16 protein-coding genes are annotated in these 12934 nt (G+C 58.9%); 3 read left to right on the forward strand and 13 right to left on the reverse strand.

All coding sequences use genetic code 11. From position 1 onward, the window contains the following. Positions 1–3: 3 nt before the first annotated feature. From ACR0ER_RS18930 to ACR0ER_RS18960, 7 genes are read right to left on the reverse strand one after another with little or no spacing between them, the layout of a single operon-like run. Complete coding sequence (locus ACR0ER_RS18930; protein WP_480770278.1) at positions 4–600, reverse strand: ABC transporter ATP-binding protein; 597 nt, start codon at positions 598–600, stop codon at positions 4–6. Further along, entirely contained in the window at positions 597–1346 is a 750-nt protein-coding gene (locus ACR0ER_RS18935; RefSeq protein WP_480770279.1) for an ABC transporter permease, read from the reverse strand. Before ACR0ER_RS18935 ends, ACR0ER_RS18930 begins: the two co-directional genes overlap by 4 nt. A gap of 6 nt (positions 1347–1352) precedes the next feature. Beyond that, complete coding sequence (locus tag ACR0ER_RS18940) at positions 1353–2318, reverse strand: ABC transporter substrate-binding protein (protein WP_480770280.1); 966 nt, start codon at positions 2316–2318, stop codon at positions 1353–1355. 23 nt (positions 2319–2341) lie between these two features. Then, positions 2342–2590, reverse strand: coding sequence for a PepSY domain-containing protein (locus ACR0ER_RS18945; protein ID WP_480770281.1), 249 nt, complete (start codon positions 2588–2590; stop codon positions 2342–2344). A 14-nt stretch (positions 2591–2604) separates the two neighbouring features. After that, complete coding sequence (locus tag ACR0ER_RS18950; protein ID WP_170335253.1) at positions 2605–3042, reverse strand: cupredoxin domain-containing protein; 438 nt, start codon at positions 3040–3042, stop codon at positions 2605–2607. A gap of 18 nt (positions 3043–3060) precedes the next feature. Then, positions 3061–4032 (reverse strand): YVTN family beta-propeller repeat protein, encoded by a 972-nt coding sequence (locus tag ACR0ER_RS18955; RefSeq protein WP_170335251.1) that lies wholly within the window; start codon positions 4030–4032, stop codon positions 3061–3063. Between the two features lie 12 nt (positions 4033–4044). Continuing rightward, positions 4045–5217, reverse strand: a complete 1173-nt coding sequence (locus ACR0ER_RS18960; RefSeq protein WP_480770315.1) for an ABC transporter substrate-binding protein — start codon at positions 5215–5217, stop codon at positions 4045–4047. Between the two features lie 303 nt (positions 5218–5520). Here ACR0ER_RS18960 and ACR0ER_RS18965 point away from each other — a divergent pair, with 303 nt between their 5' ends. The 3 genes from ACR0ER_RS18965 to ACR0ER_RS18975 are packed head-to-tail and all read left to right on the forward strand — an operon-like array spanning position 5521 to position 7806. Continuing rightward, the gene (locus ACR0ER_RS18965; protein ID WP_480770282.1) at positions 5521–6060 is read left to right on the forward strand and encodes an SRPBCC family protein; all 540 of its coding nucleotides are present in this window, start codon (positions 5521–5523) and stop codon (positions 6058–6060) included. Continuing rightward, positions 6047–6991 carry a YncE family protein gene (locus tag ACR0ER_RS18970; protein ID WP_480770283.1) on the forward strand — a complete coding sequence of 315 codons (945 nt, stop codon included), beginning with the start codon at positions 6047–6049 and terminating at the stop codon, positions 6989–6991. Before ACR0ER_RS18965 ends, ACR0ER_RS18970 begins: the two co-directional genes overlap by 14 nt. Continuing rightward, entirely contained in the window at positions 6988–7806 is an 819-nt protein-coding gene (locus ACR0ER_RS18975) for a quinoprotein dehydrogenase-associated SoxYZ-like carrier (protein WP_480770284.1), read from the forward strand. The genes ACR0ER_RS18970 and ACR0ER_RS18975 overlap by 4 nt, the downstream gene beginning before the upstream one ends. A gap of 1 nt (position 7807) precedes the next feature. Here ACR0ER_RS18975 and ACR0ER_RS18980 read toward each other — a convergent pair whose 3' ends face one another. The 6 genes from ACR0ER_RS18980 to fghA form a co-directional block, all read right to left on the reverse strand. Continuing rightward, positions 7808–8362 (reverse strand): PQQ-dependent catabolism-associated CXXCW motif protein, encoded by a 555-nt coding sequence (locus ACR0ER_RS18980; RefSeq protein ID WP_480770285.1) that lies wholly within the window; start codon positions 8360–8362, stop codon positions 7808–7810. Further along, on the reverse strand, positions 8359–9201 hold the full coding sequence (locus ACR0ER_RS18985; RefSeq protein ID WP_480770286.1) for a substrate-binding domain-containing protein: 843 nt from the start codon (positions 9199–9201) through the stop codon (positions 8359–8361). Before ACR0ER_RS18985 ends, ACR0ER_RS18980 begins: the two co-directional genes overlap by 4 nt. After that, on the reverse strand, positions 9185–9688 hold the full coding sequence (locus tag ACR0ER_RS18990; RefSeq protein WP_170335238.1) for a c-type cytochrome, methanol metabolism-related: 504 nt from the start codon (positions 9686–9688) through the stop codon (positions 9185–9187). The genes ACR0ER_RS18985 and ACR0ER_RS18990 overlap by 17 nt, the downstream gene beginning before the upstream one ends. 69 nt (positions 9689–9757) lie before the next feature. Then, on the reverse strand, positions 9758–11560 hold the full coding sequence (gene xoxF5 / locus ACR0ER_RS18995) for a lanthanide-dependent methanol dehydrogenase XoxF5 (protein WP_170335236.1): 1803 nt from the start codon (positions 11558–11560) through the stop codon (positions 9758–9760). Between the two features lie 131 nt (positions 11561–11691). Beyond that, on the reverse strand, positions 11692–12081 hold the full coding sequence (locus ACR0ER_RS19000) for a c-type cytochrome (RefSeq protein WP_170335233.1): 390 nt from the start codon (positions 12079–12081) through the stop codon (positions 11692–11694). Positions 12082–12099: 18 nt separating this feature from the next. Further along, on the reverse strand, positions 12100–12933 hold the full coding sequence (gene fghA / locus ACR0ER_RS19005) for an S-formylglutathione hydrolase (RefSeq protein WP_170335232.1): 834 nt from the start codon (positions 12931–12933) through the stop codon (positions 12100–12102). Between the last annotated feature and the right edge of the window lies 1 nt (position 12934).

The raw sequence follows: 12934 nt of genomic DNA on the forward strand, positions 1-12934 counted from the left end.
CGCTTAGGCCATAATCGCTCCGTCCGGACCGGCTTTCAGCCCCAGAACCCGATCCGCAAGCCGTTTCGCTTCGGTCATCGAATGCGTGACGAACAAGGTAGCCGGTTGGTGCTGCGCGATCAGTTCTTCCGTCAAACTCAACATGGCATCCGCTGTCTCCGCATCCAGCGAGACAAAGGGCTCATCCATGATCAGAAACTCCGGCCGCCCGGCAAACGCACGGGCCAGCGACAGGCGCCGTTGCTGGCCCAGCGATAGCTGCCCCGGGAACAGGTCACCCTTTCCGCACAGCCCGACCGCGCCGAGGGCGGTTTCGGCATCAGCGCGGCGCAGGTCGCTATGAACCAACATCAGGTTGTCCAATGCGCAGCGCCACGGCAGCAATATCGGCTCTTGAAACACGATCGCCTGATGGTCCGGGCGGTCAATCTGCCCGTCAAAGACAGGATCAATACCGGCCACAAGACGCAGCAAAGTGGTCTTGCCGATCCCCGAAGGCCCGGTTAGGGCAACGGTCTCGCCTGCGGCAATATCAAAGGCTAAGGGTCCAAGCACCGGGACCGTCCCGAACCGTTTCTGGCGGATGTTGACGCGGATCATGCGGTCCTCCAGCTACGGACCTGACGTTCCCAGGGCTGCAGAACCAACCATTCCACAAGCAGCATCACTGCGATGAACGAAAACGCATAGACCAGCACCATCGCCACGTCGAACAGCTGAAAATAAAGGTGGATTTGAAACCCGACACCCGACGAACGCCCCAGAAATTCGACCACCAGTACGATTTTCCAGATCAACGACAGGCCCGACCGGGCCGCCGCTGCAATAAAGGGTGCAAGCTGCGGCAGGATCACGTGCCGCAGACGTGTCCGCCACGGCAGACGGTAGACCTGCGCCATGGCGTCGAGGTCGGGGTTCAGCGCCCTGCCCCCTTCGCGCAGGATGGTGGCAACGTTGGGGATCTTGTTCAGCGTCACCGCGGTGATCGCCGCCACCTCGGTCAACCCGATCCACAGGTAACACAACACGATCAGGACCAGCGCGGGAAGGTTCAGAAAAATCACCAGCCAAGGGTCCAGCCAACGGTTTATTGCAGCCGACCGGCCCATTGACAGACCGATAACACTGCCCAGAACCATGGCCAGCGCAAAGGCCCACATCACCCGCAGCAGCGTTACCCCAAGGTTCCGCTGCAAGTCACCCGAGGCCAGTTCCTGCCGGAACCGGGGTAGCAGGTCCCAAGGTTGCGGCAGAATTTGCGGGTCAGCGGTCAGGAAAGCGGCGACGATCCAAAGTACCACCAGACACGCTATAGACAGAAGCGGAGTGATCTTCGTATCGCGCATCCAAAGCTATTCCACGTCTGCAAACAGACCCGGCGGTATCGTTGTGGCTTCACCCACAAGGTCAGATCCGCCCAGCTCGGCCATCAGCTCCAGCATTGCGCTGGCCGCCGCGGCATCCACCGGGCCCCGGTTGGGGATACCCGCTATCCAGTCGGCCTTGAGCTGTTCAAACTGCGCCGCCGTCTTGGCGTTCATGCGCGGTCGGATCGCCTCCCACGCCTCCGGTGAGGACGCCAGCATGTCCTTGGCATCGCGACTGGCCGAAAACAGATCCTGCGCCAGATCGGGATGTTCGTTTAGGAAGCTCTCTTTCAGATAGTACCCCAGCAAGGGCGTATCGGTGTCCAAACCAAGCGCCTGCCCCGCCTCTTCGACCGAGATCAATTCGCGCATCCCAGAGGCTTTCATCCGGGCGAGGAAATGCCAGAAGTTGATCGCCCCAGCGTAATCGCCACCAAGCGCGGACTTGTAGATCAGCGGAGGGGCGCCAAAGACCTGTTCCGTGTCGGCCTGCAAGTCCATGCCATAATGTTGCATCGCGTAGGCGCGCAGGATCAGCCAGGATTTGTCCAGCGGCCCACCAGCGATGCCGATCTTGCCGCCCGCCAGGTCTTTCAGACTATTGGCCGGGCTGTCTTTGGGCACAACAACGCCGCCCACCGCCTTTGAGTAGGGAATAAAAACATAGTCCTTCCCTGCCGCTCTCTGCCGCGCGACCCAAATCCAGTCGGCGACGGCCAGATCCGCCTCGGCCCCTTCGACCGCGATGCGTGTGGCGCCGTTATCTGCAAAAGGCTGCACCTCAAGGACAAAGCCGTATTTCCTGTCCAGACCGTTTTGACGGATGGTTTCAAGTTCCCAATTCACGGTGCCGATTTTCAGAACAGCGGCGCGAATGGTTGGCAAGGTTTCGGCCGAAGCAGCAACCGCGAAGAGGGCCAGCGAAACACAGATGGCAGGTAGCTTTGCCATCACCCCAATTTGCCTTGCCCGTGTCATTCCGCTTTTCGGCTGACCTCGTTCAGGTCCTTGTCCAATTTGATGTCAAACTGATTGCCGCCCTTGCAGATCACATCGTCCAGATCATACCCGTCTTCTTCGACCTCGATATCGTCCGGGTCCATCTGGCATTCGATCGACGCCAGATAGGCTTCGATCTTGCTGACGGTTTCGGCATCCACCTCCTCTGCCAGCGCGGGGGCTGCAAGAACACAGGCAAACGCCGCAATGCCAAGCTTTTTCATAGTTTGTCCTTTCTTCATTGAATGCTGATCGTCACACGTTGCGAGTCCCCGGTAGAACCGGGAATGCGGATTTCATGACTGCCGGGCTTGATCGCAATGAAAGACAGCTCGGCCACACCCGCCTTGTCAAACTCGATACTGTCCACGGCCATGGGACGGATTTCGATCTTGTTGATGACGATCTCATTCATCCAGATCGCCCGGAAAAACGATGGTCCTTCGATTGCCAATTCGGCCGAACCATCCGCCGTAATCTCAAGCTTGTAATAGGCGCCCGATTGTAAAACCGCATCCTCGCCCAGCGGCTGGCCCGAGGCGAGCGTCAGCTTGATCGTCTCGCCGCGATTGCACTTGGCCAGGAGGCCCGCAAACCCCAGATCGTCGCAAAGCGGAGCCGCCGAAACCGGCCCGCCCAAAGTTGCCGCCAGCACCGCAATCATTAGCTTTTTCATTCCCGTTCCTCCCGGATTCTATTCGATCGTCACCACGCCCCAGGGCTGTTGACCGACCTGAACCGACTTGATCGCCTTTTCCGCGGCCACGTCGATTATGGTGATGTCGTTGGAGTTGCCATTGGTCGTCAGCAGGTATTTTTCGTCCGGTGTGAAATCCAGTTGCCAGACACGCTGCCCGACCAGAATATAGTCCAGCACCTCAAGGCTTTGCGCATCCACGACCGCGACCCGGTTGGCTGGCCCCAAAGCAACAAACAGCCGTTTCCCATCCGAGGTGACTTTGGCGCCCACCGGTTGCAGCCATTCTGGCTGAACACCGGGCACTTCGAACCCGATCTTGCCGACAACCGTTGGTGTGCCGTCCTCGGCGATATCCATCACCGATACGGTACCGCCGATCTCCGAAGTTACGAACAGGCGTTTCCCATCCGCCGTGTACTGGGCATACCGCGGACGCTGATCGACAAGGATATTGTGCTTGATCGTATAGTCCTCGGTCGAGATAAAGTGAGCCATATTGGTCGTCTCGGAAGTGTTGACCACAAACTTGGCATCTGGGCTCATCCCCATACCCTCGGGTTCGACTCCAACCGGAACCTCGGCCAGGATCGTACGGGTTTCGGTGTCGGTTACGGTGACCAGATTGTCATCTTCATTAGCGATGTAGAGCCGCTTGCCGGACGGTTCGAGAATGAACAATTCCGGGTCGGGGCCTGAGGGCAGACTGGGCAGCTCCTCATACGTCTCGGTGTCAAAAACCCGAATGATGTTGTCATCCGACGCACAGACATACAGCTTCTTGCCGTCCGGGCTGACCGTGATGCCACGCGGGCGGTTGCCGCCGGGAAACTCGGTTATGACCTCCCAGCTGTCGGTATCGACCACAGTGATCGTGTTGCCCCGTTCGTTCGACACAAAAGCCTTTCCGGCAAAGGCGGGGCCTGTTGTCAGCGCAGCAAGGGCGGCGGTCAGGAATAGGTGTTTCATCAAATCCTCCGGCTATTCGAATGCCTGACAGTTGGATTCCGCGCGATCCAAACCCATCGTATCCAGCGGTGAGGTCTGGTGCAGGAACCCGTCCTGCGGGCTGACGCTGACCGTGATCGACCCGTCATACAAAAGGATCGGCTGGCGCAATTGCCCGTTCCAATCGCGAAAGGTCACCTTTTGCCCCTTGAATGCCGCAAGTTCGAATTCATCCGACAGGGCATAGTCGCGGACACCGGCCGGGTCTGCCGTATTGGCGCGGGTCACGGCCTCGCCAATGACGCGGAGTGCGAGCCAGACATTGTAATCCTCGGGCCGCACATAGCGGCCTGTCAGCTCCTCAAAACGGGTTTGGTATTGCGTTGCGCCCCATGCCTCGTGGGCACCGTGGATCGTCACCGGGCGCAACCCGCCGGACCCCATCACCGGACGCGGCATCCAGAGGTGATAGGACAGGTAGCGCCCGAAATAGTCGCTTTCATCCGCTGCCATCACGACGTCATGATCCCGCGCGTCCTGCGTATCCAGCGGAAGCTGACGTTGCACCAGAACATGTCCTGAATCCGTGCGTCGAGAACCACCGGTGTCTTCAAAGGTGCGGTCCTCAACAATTTTTGCACCAAACTTTGCAGCCGCACGGCGATAGGCATCACCCAGTTTCACATCCCCGGGGTTCGATCCTGCCAGCAGGAACCATTCATCCCATTTCTTCCAGACCGCAAACTGCGCAACCGCGTCTGCATTCATCGCACGCGACGGCGAAATGTGCAGCAGGTTTCCCCGGCAATTCGCATCCCTCAGATCGGTATCGGGTGCAGAGGCATTGAACACCAGCGCACCTGCCTCGGCCGCTTTGTCCGTCAGGCGAAGGACATCCGGTGCACTGGCCAGAAGGATGATCAGCCGCACGCCATTGTCCAAAATTCGGTCCATCGCTTCATCGGCCGCTTCAGGCGGGACGGCGACCGTGACCGTTTCAAAGCTGTGGCCCAGAAAGCTGCCGGTAGTACCGTTGTCCTCATCCCCAAGGGCCGCACCGGCAAATCCCAGATCCTCGGGCATCAGATCGTAGCGCGAGATCGGCAGCAGGCTCGGATAGTCGATCCTGAGCACTGCGGCTTTCACATCAACCGCCCACACCGCGACAGCTGAAACGCACCAGATCAGTGCCGCGAGCAGCGGCATCAAGCGAAGATTCAAGATGTCCTCCCGTTGCCCGCAATGTTCAGTGCAGGCCCTTAACTCAAAAGCGGAACACCTGAAAAAGGGAACCGATACTTTTGGCCATGTTGTGAATCCAAGCCTACCAGCTTCATCATTAAGCTCGATTCTTATTTTTTAAGAATCCACGTATGCGCTTGAACTTGCACCTGTTTCCCGACGCGCCTGTCCAATTTTGGCAGACGTGCGCGAGGCAACGGGGCAACTACAGTTGCGCCTATGCGCGCTGACACGGATCACCACCAGCGCAGCAAGGGAGGATATTGAATGAAGCGACGCACCCTTCTTGCGGGGACTGCCGCCCTGCTGGTTCCAACCGCCGTCTGGGCGCATGGGCCAACCCGACAGAAAGTCACCCTGACGACCGAAGTTGCCGCCCCACCTGACGAGGTCTGGGCCGCAATCGGCAATTTCGACGACATGTCCTGGCATCCGGCCGTCTTCTCGACCGAAGGTGACGGTGGCAATGCCATCGACGCCACCCGCCTGCTGACCCTAGGGCAAGAGGGCGGCCCGATCATTGCGGAGGTCCTGTACAAGTACAGCGATGAGAAGATGAGCTATTCCTACCGGATTACTGAGGTCGCGGTCGAGGTTTTGCCAGTCACCAACTATTCGTCCCACCTGACGGTGAAGCCGCGCGACGGTGGCGGTTCGATCATCGAGTGGCGCGGTGCTTTCTATCGCGGCTACCCAAACAACGATCCACCGCCCGAGCTGAACGACGAAGCCGCCATCGCCGCGGTAACGGGTGTATATCAGGCCGGGCTGGACGCGTTGGTCGAGCGTTTCGGTGCGGCAAGCTAGCTTTGGCCTGATCCTGCTCGTGTCGCTCACAAGCAGTCCCGCTGGGGCCGATACCGCCTATGTCACCTGCCAGAATGGTGAGGAGCTTAGCCGGATAGACCTTTTCGACATGCGCGAAACCGACCGCTGGCCCCTGCCCGGAAAACCTGCAGGTGTGGCAGTTGGCGCGGGTGATGCCCTGTTCACCGTCTCTCCGGACAGCAAGCAGGTGCAGCGCGTTTCGGCGAAAACGGGCGAAACGATCTCTCAGGTCACACTGGATGGTGGCCCGATTGGGATTGCACTTGATCGTCAACGCGGACGGCTGTTTGTGTCCGACTGGTACAACGCCCGGCTTTGGGTGCTGGACAGCGACACCCTTTCGGTTCAGGCGGAATTGGCAACAGGGGCCGCGCCCGCTGGCATTGCGGTATCGGATGATGGGCGCTTTGTGGCATCGGCGGACAAGGATGCCGATCAGGTTTCGGTGTTTGATGCCGAAACCCTGCAACCGCTGCACCGTATCCGCGTGGGCACCCGCCCCTTCGGCCTGCGCTTTGCCCCGGATGGACGGCTGTTTGTCGGCAATGTGGGCAGCAACGATGTCAGTGTCGTGGACGCAGCCTCAGGCACAGTGAGCGCTTCTATCGCCGTGGGCGAACGCCCCTATGGCATAGCCTTTGCCCGGGACAAGGCATTTGTCACCAACCAGTACGCCAACACGCTCAGCGTCATACCGCTCGGCACCCTCGAACACGAAGCTCTGATCGAGGTGGGGGAATATCCCGAAGGCATCGACGCCACAGCGGCGCAAAACCTGCTGGTTGTTGCCAACTGGTTCGACAACACGGTCAGTATCGTGGACCCGGAAACACTGAATGTGGTAGAAACACTGGAAACCTGTGACGGGCCCCGCGCCTTTGGCAGGTTTGTGCGAGGAGGCATGGAATGAAAACGTCTCATCTGATTGCGGCCTTGTTGTGGATGCTGGCGGGTCCGGCTTGGGCAAGTGGCGAAGCGTGGGAAAACGTGCGGGCGCTGCTTTATGGCGACCGTCCAATGCAGAACGGGGACGCATTGATTGCAATCGATGCGCCTTATCGCACGCCGGACGATGCACGCGCCGAACTGGCGGCTCAGGTGATAGCGCCCAATGGAGCCAAAATCGCAAGGGTGACGTTGGTTCTGGATGAAAACCCGATGCCGGTATCCGCCGTGTTCGCGTTGGAGGAACCGCTTGCCAGCTTTTATTTCGACGTGACCATGCGGGTGAATGGCCCCACGCCGTTGCATGTCATCGCGGAAACAACGGACGGGCGGCTTTGGGTGTCAGAGACCTATGTCAAAACCTCGGGCCTTGGTGCCTGCGCCGCGCCACCGGGAACCGACCCGGAACTGGCGCTTGCCACCCTTGGAACCATGGAGGCGGAGGTGGTCGGTCGCGTCCCGGCGCTCAGCACACGGTCCCGTCTGTCCAATCTGGGCGCGGATCGTGCCAACAAAATGGATCTGAACATCGACCACCCTTCGCATTCCGGGATGCAGATGGATCAAATCTCGTTGCTTTTCATTCCGATGCGCTATGTCGAGACCGTAGACATCGATCTGGATGGCGCAGGGTATGTCGAGCTGACCGGCTCAATCTCCCTGTCCGAGAATCCACGGGTCGGCATATCCGTTCCCAGTCGTGCGCAGGCGGTGGACGTGACGATGACGGATACGGACGGCACGGTCACACACCTGCACAAGAAACTGGCCGGATACTAGATCAACCGCCCCCGGCAACGGGTTGACCAGGGGCCGGTTCAACCCGCTCAAGCGGGTAGTCCCACAAAGTCCAGCCATCGGTGCCTTCCGGAAACCAATAGACGTTGGTGTAGCCCCATTCGATGGCCCGCCGGGCGGCGTTCCAGCTCATCCAGCAGTCTTCGAGGCAAAAGAAAACAACAGCCTGATCGGCGTCCCCTGCGGTAGCGCTTTCCAACCCGTTTTGAAAATACTCCGCCGTGACCTCGGCAATGGCGCCATAGCCCACATTGGGCAACCAGATGGCGCGGGGAATACTGTCACGCGGTTTGTCGCGCCAGATCGTGCCCTCGGGCAGATTGTCAGGTTTCGGGGCCTGAGGCAGTACATCCACGAACACGGCTGCCTTGTCCTGCCATAAACCATGCGCCGCTTCCGGGCCGATGGTCGTGCCACCGGTGATGCGGTCAGGCACCGGTGCCCGGTAGTGATCCATACGATAGTCAGAAGGTTCCGGTACCGTTTGGGCCGTCGCAGCGCCTGCACAGATCACAAACGCCACAAGGGCGCGGATCATTGCGAAAGCTCCAGCACTTCGGTTCCCAGATCGTTGACCAGCGGAACGCCGGCTTCGGCCAGAACCGCGTTGATCTCATCCTGATGGCGCCGGATCAGAGAATTCAGCTGCCGCTGCCACACCTTTTCGCCCTGACGCACCCCCATGGTGATGCGATAGAACAGGCGCGGCGGCAGTTCCTCTTTGACCAAGGGGATGACCTTGAAGTCCGGATAATCCGCCTTGACCAGAGGGCCGCCCAGAGGACCCCAAAGAATAGCAGCATCAATCTCCCCCGACTGCAGGTCGTTAAGCATGTCGATGGCCGGGCTTTCCACGCGGCGATCGACAAACAGGTTGTAGGGCTTGGCCTGCCCGATCAGCCCGTTACGCGCCATATGCGCGGCCGGGGGCGTTCCCGCCACGATCCCGATCTTGCGCCCCTTAAGCGCCGGATCGTCCAATGTCTGAACTGATGCAAGATCGCTGCCTGCAGGGACGATCAGCGCATAGGCCGATGTGTAATAATGATTGGTGTTCTGGACCAACTCATGCCCCTGGGCATAACCGATTACGACGTCGCAGCGTTTCGCGGTCAGAGTGTTTCTGATAAAGCCCGTCGCCTGCGGGAACCAGACATATTGAACCGGCAACTCCAGCTTGGCGGCAATCAACTCGGCCAGCTTGTTTTCATAACCCGATCCGTCCTCGGACGAGACCGGGTAGTTGGCGGGGTCGGCGCATACGCGAAAGGCGTTTCCGGACACCAGATCAGAGGTCTGCGCAAACGCGGGAAGCGCCTGTGCCGCCCAGGCTGCCAGCCCTATCAGGGCGAAACAGGCCTTAGCCCATGCACGCATCTTCATCCTCGCGGATTACATCCGATTTAGCTTCTTTCTTGGGGGGTCGTCCGCGCGGGATCGCGCCCGATCCGTGGGCCTTGAGATAGACGTAGATGTCGTCCAAAAAGCACATCACGTTCGGGTTGTCGCCAAATCCCGGCATCACCGAGTTCTCGGCCGCGTTGACGACCTGACGGCCATTGGTGACGACATCGAGAAAATCATAATAGTCCATGTCCAGCGCAGACTCTTTCAAAGCCGGCGCATAGGTCGATCCCTCTCCATCCGGACCGTGGCAAACGTGGCATTCCGCGTGATATCGCCGAAAGCCTGAAAATGTCATCCAGTCCACCGTTCCATCTTCGGCAATATTGAAGGTCGGGATATCTTCGTCCGTGTAGTACCGCCCATCCTCGGAATACGCGACGGTCAGATTGTCGGCTGCCGCTGCGAATGGAACACACGACATGAGAGAAAGTGCCAAAAGACGTACAGCGTGGTTCATTTAGATCTCGTTTGTTATGAGTGAGGTGTCGGCGCGACCACTTTGGGCCGCGCCGGACAGAGGCTTGGTTCAGTTCGGCAGTGCGAAGACGGTCAATTGACCACCCAGCGCGGTATAGTCGCTGAGAGCGGCATAGCCTCCCACGGCGCCCAGACCATCGTTGGGGTTAGTCAGACCAGCCGCCAGACCGATCCCGGCCCAGCCACCAACACCTGACAGGATGCCGACGTACTGCTTGCCGCCGTGCTCATAGGTCATCACGTTGCCGATGATGCCGGAGGGTGTCTTGAACTTGTACAGTTCCTCACCCGTTTCGGCATGAACGGCCTTGAGATACCCTTCGAGCGTACCGTAGAACACCACGTCACCCGCGGTTGCCAGAGCTCCGGACCACACCGAGAATTGCTCGGGCAGCGACCACTTGATTTCACCGTTGATGTTATCCCACGCGATGAAGTTGCCCATGCCGCCATGGCTGTCGGGTGCCGGGTACATCGCCAACGTCGCGCCCACATAGGGCTGACCGGCCGTATAGGACACGCGGAACGGTTCATAGTCCATGCAGACATGGTTGGTCGGCACGTAGAACACCTGTGTCTTCGGCGAATAGGCAGCAGGCTGTTGGTCTTTCGTACCCAGAGCCGCCGGGCAGATACCGGTCGAGTTCACGTCCTCGCCGTTCTGTTCCGTCGAATATTGGGCAACAACCGCCGGACGACCATAGGTTTCGCTGTTGGGGTCCATATCGACGCCTGTGGTCCAGTTGACCACCGGATCGAATTTCTCGGCCACCAGCAGTTCACCGGTCACGCGGTCCAGAGTGTAGCCCAAACCGTTGCGGTCGAAATGGGTCAGCAGCTTGCGCTCGGTGCCATCAATTTCCTGTTCCGTCAGGATCATTTCATTGATGCCGTCGTAGTCCCATTCGTCATGCGGAGTCATCTGGTAGAACCAGCGTGCCATACCGGTATCGATATCGCGGGCCATGATAGTCATCGACCAGCGGTTATCCCCCGGACGCTGCGCCGGGTTCCACGTCGATGGGTTCCCGGTACCGTAGTACATCAGGTTCTCGTCCAGATCGACCGAGTACCAGCCCCATGTGGTGCCGCCACCGATCTTCCACTGATCGCCTTCCCAGGTATTGGTGCCCGAATCCGCGCCCACCGGTTTGCCCAGATGGGTGGTTTTTTCCGGATCGGCCAGGATGTCGGAATCCGGACCCATTGAATAGGCCCGCCAGACCTGCTCTCCCGAGTTCATGTCATAGGCCGTGACCGACCCGCGCACACCAAACTCACCACCAGAAATACCGACAATGACCTTGTCCTTGACCGGCAGCACGGTGGCTGTGTTGGTCTCACCAATCGCCGGATCGCCGTTCTGTGCTTCCCAGACCACATCCCCGGTATTGGCATCAAGCGCCACAACCTTGGTATCCGCCTGATGCAGGAAGATCTTGCCGTCCGCATAGGCTACACCACGGTTCACCGTGTCACAGCACATCACCGGAATGACATCCGGGTCCTGCTTAGGTTCATACTTCCAAACGATCTTGCCTTCATCGGCCAGATTCAGGGCATAAACGATATTGGGGAACGGCGTATGAACATACATCATGTCGCCGATCACCAGCGGCGAGCCCTCATGCCCGCGCAGAACGCCGGTCGAGAAGGTCCACGCAACCTGCAGATCGCCGACATTGTCCGCCGTGATCTGATCCAGTTCCGAATAGCGCTGGTTCTTGTAGTCGCCTGTCTGGATGGCCCATTGCTTCGGGTTGTCCATCTGGGCAATCAGGTCGTCATTGGCATAAGCCGTGGTGGCCATGGCAATGGCAATCCCGGAGGTCCAAAGTGATAACTTCTTCATTCAATCTCCTCCCTTTTGCGCGGCAGTTTCGCCGCTGTGAAACACCTCACCCAGGTCGGACAATGGTGTTTTATTATGCTCATCCCGGCGGCCTCTCCTCTGACCGGTGATAGGACGAGCAATCTTGCGTCCTACGACCCCTCGTCTTCAAAGGTCGCAAGATAAGCGATGATGTTGACCCGGTCCTCTTCCTTGCGCAGACCGGCGAATGTCATCTTGATGCCCTTGGCATAGTCCCGGGGCTTGGTCAGAAACGCGTCCAGTTCTTCGGGCGTCCAGACCAATCCTTCTTCGGATAGCGAGATCAGGACCGGTGAATAGCCAAACCCCTCGACCGTCGCGGCCTGACGGCCGACAATTCCGTTCAGCATCGGGCCGACTTTGTTCTCGGCGCCCTCTCCCACGGTGTGGCAGGCCTTGCATTTGCGAAACACTTTTTCGCCGGCGTCAACGTCACCTTCGGCCACCGCTGCAAGTGGAACAAGCGCTAGGAATGCTGCGGATATTGTTGTTCTGAACACTATCGGTTTATCCTTTTCTTATTGGCTTAGACGCTCTGCGTGCCACTCGACATGGTCCCGCGCAAAGCTGTTCACGAAGAAGTATGAATGGTCATACCCCTGTTGAATCCTGATCTGTCCGGGCTGGCGGCACTTGGCCATTATGTTGGCCAGCGCCTCAGGTTTGAGCAGGTCAAGGAACTGGTCATCCGCCCCCTGATCGATCAGCAGATCGCCCTTCCACCCGTGTTCTTCCAACAACAGGGTTGAATCGTGCTCGGCCCAGGTATTTTCGTCATCGCCCAAATAGCTGCTGAGTTGTTTGCGGCCCCAGTCGGAACGGGTCGGATGCGCAATGGGCGCAAAGGCCGAAAGGGACCCAAATTTGTCGGCATTTCGAAGCGCGATGGTCAGCGCCCCGTGACCGCCCATTGAATGGCCGGTAATTCCGTGGCGGTCCTGCACCGGAAAGTTCTTCAGTACGATGTCGCGCAATTCATCGACAATGTAATCATACATCCGAAAGTGAGACCGCCACGGATCGCGAGTGGCATTCACGTAAAATCCTGCACCCTGCCCCAGATCATATGCATCGTCATCCGCCACGTCTTCGCCCCGTGGCGATGTATCCGGGAAGATCACAGCCACGCCGTAATCCGCCGCCGCCTCCTGAAACCCGCCTTTAGTCATGGCGTTTTCATGCGTGCAGGTCAGGCCGGACAGATACCACAACACCGGAACCGGACCGGTTTTGGCCTGCGGCGGCAGATAAACTGCAAAGGTCATCTCACAGTTGCAGGTCTTCGACTGGTGAGAGTAGACGATCTGCTCTCCTCCGAAACTGCGGTTCTGTGAGATGACCTTGAGATCCATA

The organism is Ruegeria sp. CH8 (genome assembly GCF_056536985.1).

Coding starts and splice junctions, on each gene's coding strand:
- fghA (WP_170335232.1), bottom strand. CDS start 12,933: ATGGATCTCAAGGTCATCTCACAGAACCGCAGTTTCGGAGGAGAGCAG.
- ACR0ER_RS18975 (WP_480770284.1), top strand. CDS start 6,988: ATGAAAACGTCTCATCTGATTGCGGCCTTGTTGTGGATGCTGGCGGGT.
- ACR0ER_RS18950 (WP_170335253.1), bottom strand. CDS start 3,042: ATGAAAAAGCTAATGATTGCGGTGCTGGCGGCAACTTTGGGCGGGCCG.
- ACR0ER_RS18965 (WP_480770282.1), top strand. CDS start 5,521: ATGAAGCGACGCACCCTTCTTGCGGGGACTGCCGCCCTGCTGGTTCCA.
- ACR0ER_RS18985 (WP_480770286.1), bottom strand. CDS start 9,201: ATGCGTGCATGGGCTAAGGCCTGTTTCGCCCTGATAGGGCTGGCAGCC.
- ACR0ER_RS18955 (WP_170335251.1), bottom strand. CDS start 4,032: ATGAAACACCTATTCCTGACCGCCGCCCTTGCTGCGCTGACAACAGGC.
- xoxF5 (WP_170335236.1), bottom strand. CDS start 11,560: ATGAAGAAGTTATCACTTTGGACCTCCGGGATTGCCATTGCCATGGCC.
- ACR0ER_RS18935 (WP_480770279.1), bottom strand. CDS start 1,346: ATGCGCGATACGAAGATCACTCCGCTTCTGTCTATAGCGTGTCTGGTG.
- ACR0ER_RS18945 (WP_480770281.1), bottom strand. CDS start 2,590: ATGAAAAAGCTTGGCATTGCGGCGTTTGCCTGTGTTCTTGCAGCCCCC.
- ACR0ER_RS18960 (WP_480770315.1), bottom strand. CDS start 5,217: ATGCCGCTGCTCGCGGCACTGATCTGGTGCGTTTCAGCTGTCGCGGTG.
- ACR0ER_RS18930 (WP_480770278.1), bottom strand. CDS start 600: ATGATCCGCGTCAACATCCGCCAGAAACGGTTCGGGACGGTCCCGGTG.
- ACR0ER_RS18990 (WP_170335238.1), bottom strand. CDS start 9,688: ATGAACCACGCTGTACGTCTTTTGGCACTTTCTCTCATGTCGTGTGTT.
- ACR0ER_RS18940 (WP_480770280.1), bottom strand. CDS start 2,318: ATGGCAAAGCTACCTGCCATCTGTGTTTCGCTGGCCCTCTTCGCGGTT.
- ACR0ER_RS18980 (WP_480770285.1), bottom strand. CDS start 8,362: ATGATCCGCGCCCTTGTGGCGTTTGTGATCTGTGCAGGCGCTGCGACG.